The 19917-nt window shown below is 62.3% G+C and carries 17 protein-coding genes and 1 pseudogene; 7 read left to right on the top strand and 11 right to left on the bottom strand.

Annotated elements, in window-relative coordinates:
* Positions 1-55: 55 nt before the first annotated feature.
* The 7 genes from AWB66_RS05960 to AWB66_RS05935 all read right to left on the bottom strand — a co-directional run bounded on the left by AWB66_RS05960 (position 56) and on the right by AWB66_RS05935 (position 8620).
* Positions 56-4474, bottom strand: coding sequence for an ATP-binding protein (locus AWB66_RS05960; protein ID WP_087629334.1), 4419 nt, complete (start codon positions 4472-4474; stop codon positions 56-58).
* Positions 4475-4495: 21 nt separating this feature from the next.
* Positions 4496-5260 (bottom strand): aquaporin, encoded by a 765-nt coding sequence (locus AWB66_RS05955; RefSeq protein ID WP_087629425.1) that lies wholly within the window; start codon positions 5258-5260, stop codon positions 4496-4498.
* 151 nt (positions 5261-5411) lie between these two features.
* A complete protein-coding gene (locus tag AWB66_RS05950) occupies positions 5412-6056 on the bottom strand; it encodes a response regulator (RefSeq protein WP_087629333.1) in 645 nt (214 codons plus the stop codon).
* A 119-nt stretch (positions 6057-6175) separates the two neighbouring features.
* Positions 6176-6847 carry a response regulator gene (locus AWB66_RS05945; RefSeq protein ID WP_087629332.1) on the bottom strand — a complete coding sequence of 224 codons (672 nt, stop codon included), beginning with the start codon at positions 6845-6847 and terminating at the stop codon, positions 6176-6178.
* A gap of 157 nt (positions 6848-7004) precedes the next feature.
* Positions 7005-7637, bottom strand: a complete 633-nt coding sequence (locus tag AWB66_RS05940) for a response regulator (RefSeq protein ID WP_087629331.1) — start codon at positions 7635-7637, stop codon at positions 7005-7007.
* Between the two features lie 11 nt (positions 7638-7648).
* A complete protein-coding gene (locus AWB66_RS32825; protein WP_125469663.1) occupies positions 7649-7858 on the bottom strand; it encodes a hypothetical protein in 210 nt (69 codons plus the stop codon).
* 543 nt (positions 7859-8401) lie between these two features.
* Positions 8402-8620, bottom strand: a complete 219-nt coding sequence (locus tag AWB66_RS05935) for a hypothetical protein (protein WP_087629330.1) — start codon at positions 8618-8620, stop codon at positions 8402-8404.
* A gap of 224 nt (positions 8621-8844) precedes the next feature.
* Here AWB66_RS05935 and AWB66_RS05930 point away from each other — a divergent pair, with 224 nt between their 5' ends.
* The 5 genes and pseudogenes from AWB66_RS05930 to AWB66_RS05910 all read left to right on the top strand — a co-directional run bounded on the left by AWB66_RS05930 (position 8845) and on the right by AWB66_RS05910 (position 11725).
* Positions 8845-9177, top strand: a complete 333-nt coding sequence (locus AWB66_RS05930) for an ArsR/SmtB family transcription factor (protein WP_087629424.1) — start codon at positions 8845-8847, stop codon at positions 9175-9177.
* Positions 9174-9635, top strand: a complete 462-nt coding sequence (locus AWB66_RS05925; protein ID WP_087629329.1) for an ArsI/CadI family heavy metal resistance metalloenzyme — start codon at positions 9174-9176, stop codon at positions 9633-9635. The genes AWB66_RS05930 and AWB66_RS05925 overlap by 4 nt, the downstream gene beginning before the upstream one ends.
* Positions 9632-10168 (top strand): arsenate reductase ArsC, encoded by a 537-nt coding sequence (locus tag AWB66_RS05920; RefSeq protein WP_087629328.1) that lies wholly within the window; start codon positions 9632-9634, stop codon positions 10166-10168. Before AWB66_RS05925 ends, AWB66_RS05920 begins: the two co-directional genes overlap by 4 nt.
* Positions 10140-11201 carry an ACR3 family arsenite efflux transporter gene (arsB, locus tag AWB66_RS05915; protein WP_087629327.1) on the top strand — a complete coding sequence of 354 codons (1062 nt, stop codon included), beginning with the start codon at positions 10140-10142 and terminating at the stop codon, positions 11199-11201. Before AWB66_RS05920 ends, arsB begins: the two co-directional genes overlap by 29 nt.
* Before the next feature lie 113 nt (positions 11202-11314).
* Positions 11315-11725 (top strand): annotated as a pseudogene (locus AWB66_RS05910) (NAD(P)H-dependent oxidoreductase).
* Between the two features lie 108 nt (positions 11726-11833).
* On the opposite strand, the gene AWB66_RS05905 reads toward AWB66_RS05910, so the two are convergent.
* Both AWB66_RS05905 and AWB66_RS05900 read right to left on the bottom strand, forming a co-directional pair.
* Positions 11834-12352 (bottom strand): single-stranded DNA-binding protein, encoded by a 519-nt coding sequence (locus tag AWB66_RS05905; RefSeq protein ID WP_087629326.1) that lies wholly within the window; start codon positions 12350-12352, stop codon positions 11834-11836.
* Positions 12353-12478: 126 nt separating this feature from the next.
* Positions 12479-13681: an MFS transporter gene (locus AWB66_RS05900; RefSeq protein ID WP_087629325.1), complete on the bottom strand. Its 1203-nt coding sequence runs from the start codon at positions 13679-13681 to the stop codon at positions 12479-12481.
* A gap of 259 nt (positions 13682-13940) precedes the next feature.
* Here AWB66_RS05900 and uvrA point away from each other — a divergent pair, with 259 nt between their 5' ends.
* Complete coding sequence (uvrA, locus tag AWB66_RS05895; protein WP_087629324.1) at positions 13941-16814, top strand: excinuclease ABC subunit UvrA; 2874 nt, start codon at positions 13941-13943, stop codon at positions 16812-16814.
* A 135-nt stretch (positions 16815-16949) separates the two neighbouring features.
* A complete protein-coding gene (locus AWB66_RS05890) occupies positions 16950-18035 on the top strand; it encodes an AI-2E family transporter (protein ID WP_087629323.1) in 1086 nt (361 codons plus the stop codon).
* 72 nt (positions 18036-18107) lie between these two features.
* Here the strand turns inward: AWB66_RS05890 and purU are convergent, their stop codons facing one another.
* Both purU and AWB66_RS05880 read right to left on the bottom strand, forming a co-directional pair.
* Positions 18108-18977, bottom strand: a complete 870-nt coding sequence (gene purU / locus AWB66_RS05885; protein WP_087629322.1) for a formyltetrahydrofolate deformylase — start codon at positions 18975-18977, stop codon at positions 18108-18110.
* Between the two features lie 25 nt (positions 18978-19002).
* Positions 19003-19848, bottom strand: a complete 846-nt coding sequence (locus AWB66_RS05880) for an NUDIX hydrolase (protein WP_087629321.1) — start codon at positions 19846-19848, stop codon at positions 19003-19005.
* Positions 19849-19917 lie beyond the last annotated feature (69 nt).

Here is a 19917-nt window from a genome sequence, read left to right as displayed (position 1 = left end):
ATGAAAACGCGGCCGTTTGGCCGCGTTCATTCGCCAGCTATTCCCATTCGCGCTTCTACGCCAAAGCACTGCAACGCGCGTCAAGGCGCTCGAGAAGGATCTCGCAGCGTGCGATCAGCGCAATGCCGTCCTCGCGACGACGCGCCGGCGCCTTGTTGCACAAGTCGCGCCTGAATACCTCCAGCGCCTCGAGCAGCGGCCGATACTGCAGGACGCTCGCTGCGCCAAGCACACGATGGTGCCACTCGCGCAGTCGCTCGATCGAGCCATCGTCCAGCAGCGGCCTGAGCGCCGCGAGGTCGTCCCGAAACGACGAGACGAACGAATGAAGCAGCGCCTTCACCGTCGATTCGCTTCCCCAAAGCTGGGTCATATACGTCAGATCGAGATCCTCGCTCGACTCATACAAGAGGCTTGCCACCGGCGCGCGCGTCTCGATCGCCTGGACGACGGCCTCCGGCCCCTCCGGAGCACGCCACCGGTTCAGATGATCGCGCAACGTAGCGAGCCGGGTCGGCTTGACGAGACAGTCGTCCATGCCCGCCTCACGGCACATCGTGAGTTCTTCCGGCGCCGTGCTCGCGGTGATGCCGAGAATCGGCAGCCGCTTCTCCATGCCGAGTTCCGATGCCCGGACTCGCCGCGCCAGTTCGTAGCCCGTCATGTTCGGCATATGGCAGTCGGTGATCAGGAAGCCATAGCGCGTATTCTTCAGTGCGATCAGCGCCTCCACGCCATCGTGCACGACGTCGCACGCAAATCCGAGAAGCGACAACTGATGCCGGATCAGCTCCTGGTTCACCGGATGATCCTCGGCGACGAGCACGAGCCTGCCGCTCTTCAACGCCTTCTCGCGGTCGGGCGCTTCCATGGGCGCTTCGGCGCCGCCGGTCGCATGCGAGACGATCTGCGGCAAGCCGGTCATCGCAGCCACGCACGCCGCACCCAGTCCGCGCCACGAGATGGGGTTCACGCTCACGCGGATGTCGTTGTCGAGGATGCGGTAGCCGGTCGGCTTCGGCTTTTCCGTCACGTGGATGACGCGAGACTTCACGGGCAGCGGTTCCTTATGCGCATCGCTCAGGAACACGAGTTCGACGCCGTCGAACGTCTCCGGGCGCTGGAGCACGGGATCGTTTCGGGACATGATGCGCATCACGAGTCCGAGCGCCTGCGCGTAGTCGACGAGCGCTCGCGCCACCCGCGCGTCGTCGATCGCGATGAGCGCCTGCTTGCCGCGCAAGCCGTCGATTTGGTAGTGCGGCGTTTCCACCGGCATCGCGAGCCGCACGGTCATGCGCGTGCCGACGCCGACTTCGCTCTCGAGATGGAGCGTGCCGCCCATCAGTTCCACGAGCTTGTGGCAGATCGTCAGCCCGAGACCCGTGCCGCCGAAACGCCGCGTCGTCGAGGTCTCGGCCTGCACGAATGGCTCGAAGAGGCTCGCCTGCGCGTCGGGCGAGATGCCGATGCCGCTATCTTCCACGCACAGTTCGAGCACCTGCTCGTCATGGCGATCCTCGGCCATCCGCACGGACAACGCGACTTCGCCTTTCATCGTGAACTTGATGGCGTTGCTCATGAGATTGAACAGCACCTGACGCAAGCGCACGCTGTCGCCCCGGACACTCGCCGCGACGTCCGGCGCGACGTCGCAACGCACGCGCAATCCCTTCTCGTGGGCGCGGCCTGCGAGCAGTCCCACGGCGTTGTCGACCAGTTCGCGCAGGTCGATCGGCATCGACTCGATGCTGAGTCGCCCCGCTTCGATCTTCGAATAGTCCAGCAGGTCGTCCAGGATTTGCAAAAGCGCGCTTGCGGAATCCTGGATCATGCCGAGCATCTGCGCCTGGTCGGGATTGAGCGGCGTGTTCTCGATCACTTCGACAAGCCCCAGCACGCCATTCATCGGTGTGCGGATTTCGTGGCTCATCATCGCGAGGAAGTCGTCCTTCGCCCGCGACGCTGCTTCGGCCGTATCGCGGGCGCGCGCGAGTTCGTCGGCTCGCGCACGCTCGACGCTCGCATCGACCCAGTATCCGCTCCAGACGACGGCGCCGTCGTCTTCACGGCGTGCTGCGAGAACCGCGCGCACCCAACGCTCGCCGCGCTCGCCGCGATCGCCGTTCGAGCGGAATTCCGCGTGCACCGGTTCGAGCGTGAAAGCCGAGCGCTCGATGACCTCGCGAAGCGTGCCCTCATCTTCGTGATGAATCTGCGACAGACAGCCCAGTTGGTTCTCGTCGGGCCTCGACAGATCGACGCCGAACAGCGGCCGCGTATCGCCGCCGATGTAGGGGAAGTTGTAGGTGCCGTCGGGCGCGCGGCGCAACTGGAAAACGACGGCCGGCAGCGAGCGCGTGACATCGTGCAGCCGCCGCTCGTTTTCTCGCGCGCGCATTTCCGCGTCGCGAATGTCGGTGATATCGACCATCGTGCCGACGATACCCGCCATCGCACCATCCGCGGACGTGAACGTGCTGGTCCAGAAGAGCCCGTGACGCGCCTGACCGTGGCGATCGCGAAATTCCAGTTCGACTTGCTGGCGCTTATCGGTCGCGATGCTCAGTGCCGCGAGTTCGTGCATCTGCTTGCTTTGGTTCGCGCCCCAGGGCATGCATTCGACCGACGTGCGGCCGATGATCTCTTCGCGTCGCACGCCGAGCGCTTCCTCGAAAGCGCGATTGACGGCGATATAGCGGTTCTGCAAATCCTTCGCGACGAGCGGATACGGCACGACTTCCATCATCGTGCGCTGGAAGCTCAATTGCGTGGCGAGGCGCTCTTCCATCTCGACGCGCCGGGTCATTTCGCGCTGCAGGAGAACGAAGGCGCGCAGCGTGACGAGCAGCACGACCGCGACCGCGATGAGCGCAGGCAAGAGCCGCAGCGCATTGACGCTCCATCCGCTTTGCGGGTCGCCGAGCGCGGCCTGCCGAGCGACATTGATTTTCTGCCTTTCGGCCTCCGGCATGGCGTCCAGAGCGCGGTCGATGAGCGTCGCCAGTTGCGACGACTGCGGCCGCACAGCGAAGCCGATGTGCTCGAACGTGCCCGTCGGACCCACGATCTTGAGCGTCTCGCCGTATTGCGACGACAGCGCCACGTCGATAGACGCCAGGTCTCCGACTGCGGCATCGGCCTCGCCATTCGCCACGCGCTCGAGCGCGTCGTTCAGTTTCGGCACGACGACGAACTCGGCGTGCGGAGCAAGACCTCGCAGTTCGCCGTCCGCCGCGAGGCGTTTGCTCACTGCAATGCGCGGCAACGGCAGATCGTCGAGGCTCTTCACGACGGCCTGACCATGCCGCCCCACAATGACGAGTGGATATTGGTCGCGCGGATCGGTCAGGACGTTACCGGACGCCGAGTCCCGGACGCGCTCGGCGGTAAAGATCATGTCGACGTCGCCGCGCGCGAGCGCACGTGCGACAGCGGCCGAATCCGCGTAGGCGCGTCGATCGAACGTCACGCCGAGCGTCTTCGAAAGGTACGCGAGATATGCCGCGCCGATTCCGCTCGCGTGTCCGTTCGAATCGACGTAGCTGAAGGGCGCCCAGTCGGCATCGAACCCCACGCTGACCGCAGGCAACGAGGACAGATAGTGTCGCTCGGCGGCGCTCAGAACCAGAGGCTTGCCCGAAAGCCTGCCGCGATCCTGTCGTTCCGATGAAACCGGGTGGATGGAATGCAGCCGGTCGGCATCCAACGCGAGAAGGCGTTCGTTGAGGTCGTTGCGCAGCGAGACGTGTTTAGATGGAACAGCAAAGCGCGACTCATTGAGCTCGCCGCTTTCAGTCTGCACGAGGCCGAGGGACGCGAATTCCGGTGAATCGAGGAGACGGGCCGCGCCCGGCGCGATTCCGAAATACAGATCGGCGCCGTTCCGGACGACTGCCTGCAATGCCTGACGTTCATCGCGAAAGGTCCGGAACTTCGCATTGGGCATGCGCTCGCGAATCAGCCGCTCGAGTGCATAGCCCTCTTCCACGGCGACGACAGGCTGTCGCATTCCGCCTTGCGTCATCTTGGCGAAGTCGGCGGTGCGTCCGATCATCACGGACTGACTGTAGGAATACGGGACGGTGAAGGTCAGGCAGTCATCGTGGTCGGCCGCACGCGAGACGTTCGCGATCACATCGATCTCGCCCGCACACGCTGCCTGGATCAGGTCGGCCATCGTCGCATAGCTGCGTGCGTCGAAACGGACGTTGGGGCCGGTGAGTTCGCGAAGCACGTCGATGCTCGTGCCGGCGGGCTGACCATCGCGCATCGTGACGGACGAATCGGCACCCGCCGACAGGACGCCGACGTTGAGGACCGTGTAGTCCTTGAGCGACCGGCTGGCGCTGATCGCCTGTGTCGGATCGACATGCGCGAACAGCGTTGCGGGGAACAACATCGCGACGAGCACGAGTCGCGCCCAACAGCGCGCCACGCTCGAAGCGGAGAGAAAAGACCGGAGTGTCGACATGGCGCTTATCAACTCGAAGCGCTAGTGCAGCGGCACGTCGTTGACCTCATGCGCGCGGCCGCGTGCTTCGACGCTTGCCAATTCGCGATGGAAGACCGGGTAGCACAGGCCGGCGAGCACGCCGCCCGTAAGCGGCGCCGCCCAGAACAGCCACAGTTCGTCTAGCGCCCAGCCGCCTGTGATGAGTGCGGGTCCCGTCGAGCGCGCCGGATTGATTGATCCGCCGGTGACGGGCATCGTAAAGGCGTAGATCATGATCAGCGCCAGCCCGATGGCAAACGGACTGCACATGCTAGAGGCACGTCTTCCGGCGAGCACCAGGTTCATCGTCACGAACACAAAGCTCATTGCCGCTTCGACGATAAATGCGGCCTGTAGCGTGAAGCTTCCCGGCGAGTGACTGTCGAATCCGTTCGCGCCAAGACCCGACTGATAGAACTCAAAGCCCGGTCTTGCGCGCATCAAGAGGTAGAGCAAACCGGCACCCGCGATCGCGCCGACGACCTGCGCGAGAATATAGGGCACGAGGTCGCTGACCGGAAAGCGATTGGCCGCCGCGAACCCGACTGTCACAGCGGGATTGAAATGGGCGCCCGAGACAGGACCGAGTACATAGGAAGCCGTAATGAAAGCGAACCCGAACATCAAGGGTTGTCCCAAGAGTCCCGGGTAAGAGGCGAAATAGCCGGAGGCGAGCACGCCGGAGCCGCAACCCATGAAAACGAGCCAGAAGGTTCCCGCACATTCTGCTGTCAGTCTTCCAATCAGGTTATTCGTCGGGGTCATCGGCCACAAGCGATCCAGCATCGGAAGCGAAATGCGTCCGCGCAGGCATCAAGATAGTGAAACCAAGAGTTTGACGAGACATCACGATCCGCAACATCAGATTGATCCGAATAAGGTCTTATCATTGATATGGGGCATCCGAATGCAGCATTCAGGCGAGTCCGATCTGCTGCAAATAGGCGATCAACTCGAACTCGTTTTCTAGACCCAACTTGCGCACGGCGCTGCGTCGTTGCGTGGCGATCGTTTTGTTACTACGTCCGAACTGGCGCGCGATCTCTGCCATGCGCATGCCGCTCGCGTATAGTCGAAAGACTTCCCACTCGCGCGCGCTCAAGGTGCCGGCACGGGCGGGCGCCCACGCCGGCTCGGCGGCCAGCAACTCGCTTGCGTGCGCCGACGCGAATCGCCGCCCGCCGCTGATCGCCGTGATTGCCTCGCTCAACGAAGGCAGTGTGTCGCGCTTGTCGACGACGCCTTCCACGCCCAGGTTGAGCAACCCTGCCAGCATCTGCGCATGCGCGATCATGGTGACTGCGACGATATGGGGACGGGGCACCTGCCGGACCAATCGCTTGAGGAACGCGATCGAGTTGCTCTCGCCGTTCACGCCCCGCATGCCGATGTCCGAAAACACAAAGTCGCACGGGACGTCTGAAACAAGCGTGGCGAGCCCCGCCGCGTCCCTGGCGGTCGCCACGACCTCGACCCGCCGGTCTTGTCGCAGATACGCACAAATTCCATCCAGGACCACCGGATGATCGTCGGCAACAATGACTCGGATTTTCTTATCCATTGTTTTTGTTGTTGTCGGTGCATCGAAACGACGAGCTTCTATCTGGACCGCCTCTTGTCTCCGTCCAGCTCGCCGCATGAATCCATGATTGCCCGCGCGGAACGCGGGTTCATGCGAACCTACGTCCGGCGCAGTTGCACGAGTCCGCTGTCAAAGGCGAATCGGTAAAGCTCCGCGTCCGTCGACAGATCGAGCTTGCGCATGGCCGCGCATTTTTGCGCGCTGATCGTTTTCACGCTGCGCCCGAGTTCTCTCGCGATTTCCGTCACGTTTCCACCCTTTGCGTAGCGCGCGATCACATCGAGTTCCCGGCGCGTCAGCTTTTTGCGGATCAGATCCACGCGATTCGCCACGTTCGCGTCAGCGAGCAGCGCGCGCACGGACGGCCCGAGGTAGTCCTCCTGCGCCAGTATGGTGACGATGGCAACGTAAATCAGCTCGAGCCGGTCCTGCTTGCTGACGACCGCATTCGCGCCTGCTTCGAGCGCCTGCCCGATCAGATCGGCGTCGGTCATCATCGACAGAACGACTTTCGCCGCCTGAGGATGACGGCTCGTGAGGTGCTTGATGAGGGCGAGGCCGTCGCCGTACTTTCCGCCGGGCATGAAGAAATCCATGATCACGACGTCGCACTCGACAGTCGCGAGCGCTTCTACTAGCTCGGTTGCATCCTTTGCCCGACACACGATCTCGATGTTCGGAATGTTGGCAATCAATTTCTCGATGGCGAGGATGACGAGCGGATGGTCGTCTGCTACCGCGAGTCGGATTCTATTATTGAACGCATGCATTTACCCGCTCCTCATTCCGGGTGTTTTCTGGATTACCTTCGTCGCCCAGAACACAATGAAGCTTGGACGCCGCGGGATATAACGCGCGTAAGCATCAGACATCGACGCATCCTCGAACGGAAGACACGTCCCAAAACTGCTAAGAATTTTCATAACTTCAGGTCAAGCCGTGGGCACGCGCGAACGCAAACAAGCCAGGATCGTTGCGCACGCCGAGCTTGCTCATCGCATCACGTTTCTGGCGGCTGATCGTGCGAACATCGCGATCGAGTTCCCGGGCGATCTCGGTGATCGACATTCCGCTCGCGAACATCCGGACGACCTCCAGCTCTCGCGGCGAAAGCCGCGGCCCTTCCGCGAGCGCGTCTGTTTCCGCACCCGCGACCGCCAGAGCCGCAACGATGGACGTACTCAGATACCGTCGCCCGACGCCCGCAAAGCGGACAGCGGCGGCCAGTTCGTCCATCGACTCGACTTTGTTGAGCAGGCTGAGCGCGCCGGCGTTCAGGATCGAACGCAGGATCGCGACATTGCTCATGCTCGTGAGCACGACGATACGAATGGCGGGCCAATCCCGGCACACGCGGCGAATCAGACGCAGGCCGTCCTCCGGCTGCGGACCTTGCTCCGGCATGGCGAAATCGGTCACGAGCACATCACAAGGCGTGGTGCTGAGTAACGAAATCAATGCCGTGGCGTTCACGGCCTCACCCACGATATTCAGGCTCTCGTCGGTGTTGAACGTCGCACGAATTCCGAGTAACACGAACGGATGATCATCCGCCAACACAACACGTAACTTCAAAGCGGCCCTCTCAGTTTCTTATTTTGTTTTTCGCCAATCCGAGCTTTAATCCAAAGGACAGTGTGTTTAATTAATTGCGTTTTCATCAATGGCCTAAAAAATGCGCTGGTTGGACTCATTTCAGGCCACTCAGGAGCACGCATATGCAAAGAAACGCCCTGCCGCTGATTTTCGCCAGAGTAGACGCCGGTAATTTCGTGATCCATACGATTTGTCCTATTTCCCCACCGTCATACGTGTGAGGTCCGTCCAGAGAGACGCCAATTTAGGAGGTCATCGCCGACCACCCTATAAGCAAAGGACTATTCGATGCCCGCGCTTGAAAATTCAGCCGGATATCCGACAAAATCGATATCAACTGTCACAGACTCGTCAATTTTTTAGGCGCGTACGAACGCGCGCGTGGTTTCAAGAAGGATGACAAATCCCTTTCTCCGACTCGAATACAACGATTAAGACCACATAGGAATTTGTCAAAAAGAGAGTTAAAAAAAGCCCGTGACGATCACGTCACGTGCTTTTCGAGAATGCGTAGCGATTTAGAACGGTTCTGTTGCGACTTTCGGTCAACATCGACGGCAGACGGCTTGCGGACAGGCGTGCCGTCGGTTTCGAGACGAGCAATTGTAAGGATTTGGCACCCAACGGCCGAGGGCATCGCCCCTGAACTGATCGTCGATGCGCAGTCTGCGCGGGAGGTTGAAGTGATTGCAGGTCCCACCTGCGGGTACCTTTTCTGCGAATCGTGATCAATTCGACCCAGCTTTCTTCCTAGAGGCGTGAACGCGCAGCGGTCGGCCGCATGGCGTGGTCAGCAGTGCATAGGCGGCATCGAGCTGGTCACTGTTTGCCTGCTGCCGCGCAATTGCCTCGAGCGCTCGCAACAAATGCTTGGCCAGTTCGAACTCCTGCTCCTCGCACGCTCTCTTGAATGCGGCGAACACATCGCCGTGCAGTGAGCACCTCATCGCCACTCCCGAGATTGAAGCAGTCCGGCGGGCGGGCCTTCAGACCTGCGTGATGCATTCAGTATCGACCTTCCCACGAGAGGAAGGCCAAGCCAGGTGTGCACACCCTCGATTCGAGAGCGCCCGCGCGCGCGCCGGACTCAGATCGTTAATTTCGACATTTCTTGAATTATCGAATGTAATGGACTATCGTTGCGAACATGGACATTACGCAACTTGCAAACATGGACTCGAACCTCGTTGTACGCGCGCTTGGTGCGCTCGCTCATGAATCGCGCCTCGCGGTCTTTCGAACGCTGGTCGTTGCTGGCCCCGATGGCATGGCCGCCGGCGAGATCGCACAGCAAGTTGGACTGGCGCCATCGAGTCTGTCTTTTCACCTCAAGGATCTTTCGCACGCGGAGCTCGTCACCGCGCGCCAGGAAGGTCGCTATGTTTTCTACTCGGCCAACTTCGGGACCATGAACAGCCTGATTGGCTTTCTGACGGAGAACTGTTGCGCGGGCGCGCCGTGCGACGCCAGCAATCCGTCGAACTGCTGCGGAGATTCAGCATGAAGCGCATCCATATTCACGTGTCGGTTCAGGACCTCAACGAGAGCGCGCGCTTCTACAGTGCGTTGTTCGGGAATGTTGAGCCGACGGTGAGCAAGTCCGACTACTGCAAATGGGAGCTGACGGATCCCGCCGTCAATTTCGCCATCTCGCAGCGCGGCGCCCCGCTTGGGGTTGATCACATTGGCATTCAGGTCGAGAACGCCGACGAACTCGCTGAGATGAACGCGCGATTCGCCTCGGCGCGTCTCCCCGTCCAGGTTCAGGAGGATACGACCTGCTGCTACGCCCGTTCGGAGAAGGCGTGGACGGTCGATCCTCAAGGCGTTGCTTGGGAGACCTTCCATACGCTCGAATCCGCGCCCGTCTATGGAGCGTCGCGCGACCGCTCGGCAGAGGCCGAGGCCGCAGCGTGTTGCTCCCCCACCGAAACCATCGCCACCTTGCAGAGGCGCTCGTGAGCACCAAGGCGTATTCCATCCTGATCTTATGCACTGGCAACAGCGCACGCAGCATTATGGCCGAAGCGCTTTTCAACGTACTCGGCAAGGGCAAGTTCCAGGCGTACAGTGCCGGCAGTCACCCTGGCGGCACTGTCAACCCATTCGCCATCGAGCGCTGTGCGGCGCTCGGCTATGACACGTCGAAGCTGCGCAGCAAGAGCTGGGACGAGTTCGCGGCGCCCGACGCACCGCATATGGATTTTGTCATCACCGTGTGCGATCAGGCCGCCGGCGAAGCCTGCCCGATCTGGCCGGGTAAGCCCATTACCGCGCATTGGGGATTTGAGGATCCGGCTACATGTGTGGGCACCGACGAGGAGAAGCGCAAAGTCTTCAACAAGGTCTATCGGCAGATCATGACGCGCGTCAGCCAGTTCGTGAACCTCCCGCTGCACGTACTCGATCGCAACGCCATTCAGCAAGAGATGCGCGCGATCGGCCAGCAACCCGTCGAGGAATCAAATGAGCACGACGGACACCACGCGCAATAACGCCTCGCCGGCGATCGGCTTCTTCGAGCGATACCTGACGGTCTGGGTGGCGCTGTGCATCGTTGCGGGCATCGCCCTCGGACAGGTCTTTCCCGGACTTTTTCACGCGATTGGCGGCATGGAAGTCTCACAGGTCAACCTCCCGGTAGGCGTGCTGATCTGGGTGATGATCATTCCGATGCTGGTAAAGATCGACTTCTCTGCGCTCTCGCAGGTGGGTAGCCATTGGCGCGGCATCGGCGTGACCTTGCTGGTGAACTGGCTCGTCAAGCCGTTCTCGATGGCGTTGCTTGGCTGGATCTTCGTACGACATGTATTTGCCGCATGGCTGCCCGCTGATCAGCTCGACAGCTACATCGCTGGACTGATACTTCTGGCTGCGGCGCCGTGCACCGCGATGGTTTTCGTGTGGTCGCAACTGTGCAAGGGCGACCCGTATTTCACCCTCTCGCAAGTCGCGCTCAATGACGCGATCATGGTCGTTGCATTCGCGCCGCTCGTGGCGCTGCTGCTCGGGCTGTCTTCGATCACGGTGCCGTGGGGCACATTGATCGTCTCGGTGGGCTTGTACATCGTCATTCCGGTACTGCTCGCCCAATGGCTGCGCAAGCATCTGCTCGCCCGCAGCGAAGCCTACTTCAAACACGCAGTCACCCGTCTGGGTCCGTGGTCGATTTCCGCACTGCTCGCGACGCTCGTGCTGCTGTTTGGTTTTCAGGGCGAAGCGATCGTGCGAGAGCCGCTCGTCATCGCGATGCTTGCTGTGCCGATCCTGATTCAGGTGTTTTTTAACTCAGGCCTCGCTTACCTGCTCAACCGCCGCCTTGGTGTGGCGCATTGCGTCGCGGGCCCATCGAGTCTGATCGGCGCGAGCAACTTCTTCGAGCTGGCTGTCGCCACGGCCATCAGCCTGTTCGGTTTTCATTCGGGTGCGGCACTCGCCACGGTTGTCGGCGTGCTCATCGAGGTCCCAGTCATGCTGCTGGTGGTGAGGGTCGTCAATCGCTCGCAACGCTGGTACGAAGCCGCCTGACCGCCCTTCACAGTCATTTATTCGAATCTCCCGAATTTGAACGCTGCTCACGTAGACATTCCCGACAGCGAGAAGCTGCAGCCTCCGTCGGCCTCTGCGCACGCACCCGGATCTTGTTGTTGTATGGCTCGCTGCGTCCAACGTCGTTTAGCCGCTTTCTGACGCTCGAGGCCGAGCGCCTGCTGCAAGCCTTCGGCGCCGAGACGCGAGTGTTCGACCCTCACGGCTTGCCGATGGTCGACAGCGCGCCGGCCGATCACCCGAAGGTGGTCGAACTGCAAGCTGTCCGAGTGGCCTGAAGGAAGGTGTGGTGCAGCCCGGAGCGTCACGGCACGCTCACCTCTGTGTTCAAGAACCAGGTCGACTGGCTCCCGCTGGAGTCGGCCGGCATCCGCCCGACCCAGGGACGCACGCTCGCGGTCATGCAGGTGTGCGGCGGCTCGCAGTCGTTCAACGCGGTGAACGCGCTTCGTGTGCTCGGCCGCTGGATGCGCATGGTCACTGTTTACACTTTTCGATGGTGAACACTCTAGGAAGTAGAGTATTCGCCATACGAAAAACGCAACAATGAAAAAAGCCCCACCAATCAATGGCGGGGCTTGAGTCATTTACGTTCCTGTAGTTGTTCCGGGCTAGAACGGGATGTCGTCGTCCATCTCGTCGAAGCCGCCGCCGGCCGGCGCGCTCGGGCGGCTCGATCCGCCGCCGCCACTTGCCGGACGGCCGGCCGCGGGCGCGCGACCACCGCCGCCACCGCCGCTGCGTTCCGCGGGCGCGCTGCGGCTGTATCCGCTGTCGTCTCCGGCGCCCGAACCGCCGCGGCCGCCGAGCATCTGCATTTGATCAGCGACGATTTCGGTCGAATAGCGTTCCTGCCCCGCCTGATCCGTCCATTTGCGCGTGCGGATGCGGCCCTCGATATACACCGACGAACCCTTCTTCAGATACTCGTTCACGATTTCCGCGAGACGCCCGAAGAACGACACGCGATGCCACTCCGTGAGTTCCTTCATTTCGCCGGACGACTTGTCCTTGTAGCGGTCGGTCGTCGCGAGACGAATGTTGGCTACGGCGTCGCCGCTCGGCAGGTAGCGGGTTTCCGGGTCGGCGCCCAGATTGCCGACGAGAATGACCTTGTTGACGGATGCCATGATTTCTCCTGTTGATTCGATACTTTGCCGCCGGCCGCGCCGCACGATGCGCAAAAGACTTCGCTGCTCCGAAGTTCCGCTTTCTCGTCGCCGCGCCGGCTTGAATCCGATTGACTGTGACTGCGATTAAACCGTGCGCTGGACCTTGCGCGGCGGCGCCTTCATGTTCGCCGCCACCACGAGCCACGCGAGCACCAGCGCAGAACACGCGTAGAAGACCGCGCTTTGCCCGTCCACCTTCAGCAGCCAGCCGCCGATCACGCCGCCGAGCGCGAGCCCGATCGACTGAGTCGTGTTGTAGACGCCCGCCGCCGCGCCCTTGCGCGTGCCGGGCGCGAGCTTCGATACGAGCGACGGCTGCGACGCCTCCAGCACGTTGAAGCCGAGAAAGTACACGAACAGAATCGCGGCCACCGACCATAGCGTATGAGGAGCGGCGCCCAATAACAACTGGCCGATCAGGATAAGCGCGATCGCGCTCAGCATGACGCTCTTCATTTTTCCACGTTTCTCGGCGGCGATGATCGCGGGCACCATCATCACGAACGCGAGTCCCATCACCGGCAGGTAAATCTTCCAGTGCGACGCGACCGGCAGGCCGCCCGCTTCCAGAATGCGCGGCACGACGAGAAAAAGCGCCGTCTGCGTGGCGTGCAGCACGAGCACGCCGAAGTTGAGGCGCAGCAGTTCGACGTTGTGCAGCACTTCGGCGAACGGCGCCTTCACGTGGACCGGATGCGTCGGCGGATCGGGCACGATCCACAGCACGACGCCCACCGCGAGAATCGACAGCACGCCGATCACCGTGAAGAGCCCGCTCATGCCGACCCAATGGAAGACGATCGGCGCGCCCACGATCGCCACCGCGAACGACACGCCGATGCTGGCGCCGACCATCGCCATTGCCTTGGTGCGGTTTTCCTCCGACGTGAGATCGGCGATGAACGCGATCACCGCCGACGACACCGCGCCCATGCCCTGGATCACGCGCCCGGCGATGATCCACGTCATCGAATGGCCGACGGCCGCGACGAAACTGCCGATCGCGAACACGACGAGGCCGAACACGATGACCGGCTTGCGGCCGAACTTGTCCGAGACCCAGCCGTAGAAAATATAGAGCATCGACTGCGTGACGCCGTACGCGCCGAGCGCGAGACCGACGAGAACCGCGTTGTCGCCGCCGGGGATGGTTTTCGCGTAGATCGAAAACACCGGCATGATCATGAAGAGGCCGAGCATCCGCAGCGCGAAGATCGCGGCGAGCGACACGGTCGCGCGCAATTCGGGCGCGCTCAGACGTGAAGACGTGGCAGACGGATTGGACATCAGAAGCGGGAAATGTAAGGGAAACGCGTTGGCCCGAAGCGCAGAAGCTCGATGAAACCCGGGCGCGGCCGCCTTGTTCCCGGTCGAAACGGCACAATATGGGACGCACTGCACTGGCGCACCGGCGGCCGGCCGGATCTTCGCGGATGCCCCGCGAGCGGCCCTTCCGGCGCTTGACTGGCGCTCTCGGGCGCGGGTACGGCGCCCTTGAAAAGTCGTTATAGTAGCAGGTTTAGCCCCCTCACTTTCCGCCCGGTTCATGGAAGAAATCCGTATTCGTGGGGCTCGCACCCACAACCTCAAAAACGTCAGTCTCGACCTGCCGCGTCACAAGCTGATCGTGATTACGGGCCTGTCCGGGTCGGGCAAGTCGTCGCTCGCGTTCGATACGCTCTACGCCGAGGGCCAGCGTCGCTATGTCGAAAGTCTGTCCGCTTACGCCCGGCAATTCCTGCAATTAATGGAAAAGCCCGACGTCGATCTGATCGAGGGCCTTTCGCCCGCCATTTCGATCGAGCAGAAGGCCACGTCGCACAATCCGCGTTCGACGGTCGGCACCGTCACGGAAATCCACGACTATTTACGCCTTTTGTATGCGCGCGTCGGCACGCCGTATTGCCCGGATCACCACATTCCGCTCGAAGCGCAAAGCGTCTCGCAAATGGTCGACGCCGCGCTCGCGCTGCCCGAGGAAACCAGGCTGATGATCCTCGCGCCCGTGGTCGCGGACCGCAAGGGCGAGCACGTCGAACTGTTCGAGGAAATGCAGGCGCAGGGTTTCATCCGCTTTCGCATTCGCTCCGGCGGCGGCACGGCGAACGAAGGCGTCGCGAAAATCTACGAAGTCGACTCGCTGCCGAAGCTGAAGAAGAACGACAAGCACACGATCGACGTCGTCATCGACCGGCTGAAAGTGCGTCCCGACATGAAGCAGCGGCTCGCGGAATCGTTCGAAACGGCGCTGCGCCTCGCCGACGGCCGCGCGATCGCGCTCGAAATGGACACCGACCGCGAGAAGCTCTTCAGCTCGAAATTCGCATGCCCCGTTTGTTCGTATTCGCTGCAGGAACTGGAGCCGCGCCTCTTCTCGTTCAACAATCCGATGGGCGCGTGTCCGGAGTGCGACGGACTCGGCCAGATCACCTTCTTCGACCCGAAGCGGGTGGTCGCGCATCCGTCGCTGTCGCTCGCGGCCGGCGCCGTGAAGGGCTGGGACCGGCGCAATCAGTTCTATTTCCAGATGCTGCAAAGTCTCGCGGCATTCTACGAATTCGACATCGAGCAGGCGGTCGAGGATCTGCCCGAGAAAGTTCGCAAAATCCTGCTGTTCGGCTCGGGCAAGACGCTCATCCCGTTCTCGTACATCAACGAGCGCGGCCGGACCTCGGTGCGCGAGCACGCGTTCGAAGGGATCATCCCGAATCTGGAGCGGCGTTATCGTGAAACCGATTCGACCGCCGTGCGCGAGGAACTCGCCAAATACCAGAACAACCAGCCGTGCCCGGCCTGCGAAGGCACACGGCTGCGTCGCGAAGCGCGTCACGTGAAGGTCGGCGCAGGCGACCAAGCTCGCGGCATCTTCGAAGTGAGCGGCTGGCCGTTGCGCGACACGCTCGGCTATTTCCAGACGCTCACGCTCGAAGGCGCGAAGCGCGAAATCGCCGACAAGGTCGTGAAGGAAATCGTCGCGCGGCTGTCGTTTTTGAATAACGTCGGGCTGGATTACCTGTCGCTCGAACGCAGCGCCGAAACGCTTTCCGGCGGCGAGGCGCAGCGCATCCGGCTCGCGTCGCAAATCGGCTCGGGGCTCACCGGCGTCATGTACGTGCTCGACGAGCCGTCGATCGGCCTGCATCAGCGCGACAACGACCGGCTGATCGGCACGCTCAAGCATCTGCGCGACATCGGCAATTCGGTGATCGTCGTCGAGCACGACGAGGACATGATCCGCATGGCCGATTACGTCGTCGACATGGGTCCGGGCGCGGGCGAGCACGGCGGCGTGATCGTGGCGCAAGGCACGCCGGCGCAGGTCCAGAACGACCCGAACTCGGTCACCGGCCAGTATCTCTCCGGCAAGCGCGGAATCGGCTATCCCGCCGAGCGCACCGCGCCCGACGAGCGGCGACTGCGCATCGTCGAGGCGTACGGCAACAATCTCAAGAACGTCTCGCTCGACCTGCCGGTCGGCCTGTTGACCTGCGTCACGGGCGTGTCCGGCTCGGGCAAGTCGACGCTCATCAACGACACGCTCTATCACGCGGTCGCGCAACACCTGTACGGCTCGGCGACGGAGCCGGCGCCCTACGAATCGATCGAAGGGCTGGAGCATTTCGACAAGGTGATCGCCGTCGATCAATCGCCGATCGGCCGCACGCCGCGCTCGAACCCGGCCACTTACACCGGTCTTTTCACGCCGATCCGCGAACTGTTCGCCGGCGTGCCGGCGGCGAAGGAGCGCGGCTACGATCCCGGCCGCTTCTCGTTCAACGTCAAGGGCGGGCGCTGCGAGGCGTGCCAGGGCGACGGCGTGCTGAAGGTGGAAATGCACTTCCTGCCCGACGTGTACGTGCCCTGCGACGTCTGCCACGGCAAGCGCTACAACCGCGAGACGCTCGACATCCAGTACAAGGGCAAGAACATCAGCGAAGTGCTCGACTTGACGGTCGAGTCGGCGCACGAGTTCTTCCGGCCGGTGCCGGTGGTCGCGCGCAAGCTGAAGACGCTGCTCGACGTCGGGCTCGGCTATATTCGCCTCGGCCAATCGGCGACCACGCTGTCGGGCGGCGAAGCGCAGCGCGTCAAGCTCTCGCTGGAACTGAGCAAGCGCGACACCGGTCGGACACTCTATATCCTCGACGAACCGACCACCGGCCTGCACTTCCACGATATCGCGCTGTTGCTCGAAGTGATTCACCGTCTGCGCGATCAGGGCAATACTGTCGTCATCATCGAGCATAATCTCGACGTGATCAAAACCGCCGACTGGGTCATCGACCTCGGTCCGGAAGGCGGAGCCGGCGGCGGGCAGATCATCGCCCAGGGGACGCCGGAGCAGGTCGCGAAGTCGAAGGCCAGTTTTACCGGCCGATATCTGGCACCGCTGTTGCAACGGGCGAAATCGGCGGCTTGAGGTGGGCTGCTTCCAGCATCAGGCGCAGCGGCACATAGCGGCCGCCGTCTGCATGAACGCGCGATGAAAACGAGCCGTATCCCTCGGATTGCGGTATAGACAAACGCTGTTGGCGTCAGGAGATGGAAAGCGGTCATGGCAAAGCGCAACGAAGCGCCCGACGAGCGGCGCGTCCGGGACCTGCCCGCCCGGCCGGTCAGACTGACGAGCGACATGAGCTTGCCGAAGCTGTCGGCGGTGGAAATCGGCAGCTATCTCGTGGCGTTTCTTGCCATGTACCTCGTGCTGCAACTGAAGCTGCTCGGCGGCCTGCTTGCGGGGATGCTCGTCTACCAGCTCGTGCACATGATCGCGCCGTTCATCGAAAAGCGGATGACGAGCGGGCGCGCGCGGCTCGTTGCGGTGGTGCTGCTCTCCGCCGTGATCATCGGCGGGCTGACGGGCGCGACGGTCGCCACCATCGAGCATTTCGAGCACGACGTCCCGAGCCTGCAAAAGCTGCTCGACCAGTTACTGACGATCACGTCGCACGCACGCCTTCGCGTGCCGGAATGGGTCGGCAACTATCTGCCCGTCGATTCCGAGCAGATGAAGGACAAGGCCACTCAGCTGATGCACCAGCACGCCGAGCAATTGCAGCAGGGCGGCAAGGAAATGGCGCGCGGCTTCGGGCATATCCTGATCGGCATGATCATCGGCGCGATCATCGCGGTGGGCGCGCCGAAAACCTCGCACCGGCTGCCGCTTTCCACCGCGCTCGTCACCCGCGTCTCGCGCTTTTCCGACGCCTTTCGCCGCATCGTCTTCGCGCAGATCAAGATTTCGGCGATCAACGCCGTGTTCACCGCGATGTATTTGCTGATCGCGCTGCCGATCTTTCACGAACGCCTGCCGCTCTCGAAGACGCTCGTCCTGGTCACGTTCATCGTCGGGCTCTTGCCGGTGATCGGCAATCTGATCTCGAACACGATCATCGTCGCGATTTCGCTTTCCGTGTCGTTCGGGACGGCGGTCGCGTCGCTCGCGTTCCTGATCCTGATCCACAAGCTCGAATACTTCCTGAACGCGCGGATCATCGGCGGACAGATCGAGGCGCGCGCCTGGGAACTGCTGCTCGCGATGCTCGCGATGGAAGCGGCGTTCGGCTTGCCCGGCGTGATCGCCGCGCCGATCTTCTACGCGTATATCAAGCGCGAACTAATTTATCTGCGGCTGGTTTGAGCTTCAAGAAGCGTCGCGCGAAAAAAATGGCCGCCCTCCGAAGGCGGCCATTTTCATTGCGGCGGCGAAAATTCAGCGGAACACCACCGTCTTGCTGCCGTTCAGCACGATGCGGTGCTCGACATGCCATTTCACCGCGCGCGCGAGCGTCACGCATTCGACGTCGCGGCCGATCGCCGTCAGTTGATCCGGCGTCATGCTGTGATCGACGCGCTCCACTTCCTGCTCGATGATCGGACCTTCGTCGAGGTCCGTCGTCACGTAATGCGCGGTCGCGCCGATCAGCTTCACGCCACGGTCGAACGCCTGGTAATACGGCTTCGCGCCCTTGAAGCTCGGCAAAAACGAGTGGTGGATATTGATCGCGTGGCCCGCGAGCTTCTCGCACATCTGCGGCGACAGAATCTGCATATAGCGCGCGAGCACGACGAGATCCACGTCATGCTGCTCGACGATTTCCAACACGCGCGCTTCCTGCGCGGTCTTCGCTTGCGGCGTCGACGACGTCAGCGGCAGATGATGGAACGGAATGTCGTAGCTCGCGGCGAGCTGATAAAAATCCTTGTGATTCGAGACGATCGCCGGAATCTCGATCTGCAACTGGCCGGTGCGATAGCGAAACAGCAGGTCGTTCAGGCAATGCCCGATCTTCGACACCATGATCACCACGCGCGGCTTCACCGACGCATCGTGCAATTCCCAGCGCATGCCGAACTCGTCGGCGAGTTCAGTGAACGACTTGCGCAACGCCTCCAGCCCCGGATCGCCGCCGACCTGCTGGAAATGCACGCGCATGAAGAATTCGCCGGTGTGGCTGTCGCCGAACTGGGCCGAATCGAGGATATTGCTGCCGAGGTTGAACAGAAACCCGGACACCGCATGCACGATGCCGGGCCGGTCCGGGCACGACAACTTCAAAATGAAACTATGTTCGGTCGACATGAACCGGTTACTCCTGGCGTGATATTTAGAACTCGGGCGAGGCGTAGATCGCCGCGATGCCTTCGCAGGCTTCTTCGTCGATCCAGCGGCGCCGCAGCAGGCAATCGAGCGTCGCGAGACTTGCGTCGACGGTGAGCGCGCCCTCTTCGATCCACCGCGCCACTTCGTCGATGCGCGCAAGCCGGTGTTCGCCGACTTCGCCATCCTGGTTGCGCGGCGCGAAATCGGCAGGCAGCGTGACGTCGAAGACGAAAATTTGCTCCGCCTGCGTGCCTTCCGGCAGCGTCTGCAAAACGTGGAACGTGCCGCCGCGCGTCGCGCGCGCCGCCAGTTCGGGCGTCATGCCGGCTTCTTCCCAGCATTCCTTCGCGAGCGTCGCCTCGATTCCCATTCCCCAGCCGATGCCGCCCGCCACCACGTTGTCGAGCATGCCGGGATCGGTCGCCTTGGACTTGCTGCGACGCGCGATCCACAACTGCGGCGCGCTATCGTCATATTCTACGATGCCGTTCAGATGCACCGCGTAGGTCATCGTCCCAAAGAAGCGCGACGCCGCGCGTTCGATGAACGCGAGCGGCGCGGCGTCGAAGTGGTTGCGGATCGCGTAGGTTTCGTCGCGCCAGCCCGGGATGCGGCCTTCCGCGGCGAGCATGCCGATCACCGCGCCGAGCGCGGCGCTGCGCGCGTCGACAGTATCGAACGAGGGCGAGAGCCGAACGCACGCAACGTCGATTTCGAAGACGTCCGGCCATCGCGCGAGCAAATCGACATCGCCGCGACGCACCCAGCCGACGCGCTCGTCGCCGATGAGAAACGGCTGATGCGCGGCGGGATCGAAGCGGCGGGCGGCGGCGATCGAAGGCAGGGACATGGAAACTCCGGCGGCGCCAGGCGGCGAAAAGCCGGTAATTGTAGCGTGCGAGGCCGTCCGGCGACGCGC

Origin of the sequence: Caballeronia telluris, from assembly GCF_001544495.1 — a bacterium.
GTDB classification, from domain to species: Bacteria; Pseudomonadota; Gammaproteobacteria; order Burkholderiales; family Burkholderiaceae; genus Caballeronia; species Caballeronia telluris.
The sequence above is the reverse complement of the archived record's forward strand: the minus strand, read 5'-3'. Positions and strand labels throughout refer to the sequence as shown.

Coding starts and splice junctions, on each gene's coding strand:
- AWB66_RS05960 (WP_087629334.1), bottom strand. CDS start 4,474: ATGTCGACACTCCGGTCTTTTCTCTCCGCTTCGAGCGTGGCGCGCTGT.
- AWB66_RS05955 (WP_087629425.1), bottom strand. CDS start 5,260: ATGACCCCGACGAATAACCTGATTGGAAGACTGACAGCAGAATGTGCG.
- AWB66_RS05950 (WP_087629333.1), bottom strand. CDS start 6,056: ATGGATAAGAAAATCCGAGTCATTGTTGCCGACGATCATCCGGTGGTC.
- AWB66_RS05945 (WP_087629332.1), bottom strand. CDS start 6,847: ATGCATGCGTTCAATAATAGAATCCGACTCGCGGTAGCAGACGACCAT.
- AWB66_RS32825 (WP_125469663.1), bottom strand. CDS start 7,858: ATGGATCACGAAATTACCGGCGTCTACTCTGGCGAAAATCAGCGGCAG.
- AWB66_RS05935 (WP_087629330.1), bottom strand. CDS start 8,620: ATGAGGTGCTCACTGCACGGCGATGTGTTCGCCGCATTCAAGAGAGCG.
- AWB66_RS05930 (WP_087629424.1), top strand. CDS start 8,845: ATGGACTCGAACCTCGTTGTACGCGCGCTTGGTGCGCTCGCTCATGAA.
- AWB66_RS05925 (WP_087629329.1), top strand. CDS start 9,174: ATGAAGCGCATCCATATTCACGTGTCGGTTCAGGACCTCAACGAGAGC.
- arsB (WP_087629327.1), top strand. CDS start 10,140: ATGAGCACGACGGACACCACGCGCAATAACGCCTCGCCGGCGATCGGC.
- AWB66_RS05905 (WP_087629326.1), bottom strand. CDS start 12,352: ATGGCATCCGTCAACAAGGTCATTCTCGTCGGCAATCTGGGCGCCGAC.
- AWB66_RS05900 (WP_087629325.1), bottom strand. CDS start 13,681: ATGTCCAATCCGTCTGCCACGTCTTCACGTCTGAGCGCGCCCGAATTG.
- uvrA (WP_087629324.1), top strand. CDS start 13,941: ATGGAAGAAATCCGTATTCGTGGGGCTCGCACCCACAACCTCAAAAAC.
- AWB66_RS05890 (WP_087629323.1), top strand. CDS start 16,950: ATGGCAAAGCGCAACGAAGCGCCCGACGAGCGGCGCGTCCGGGACCTG.
- purU (WP_087629322.1), bottom strand. CDS start 18,977: ATGTCGACCGAACATAGTTTCATTTTGAAGTTGTCGTGCCCGGACCGG.
- AWB66_RS05880 (WP_087629321.1), bottom strand. CDS start 19,848: ATGTCCCTGCCTTCGATCGCCGCCGCCCGCCGCTTCGATCCCGCCGCG.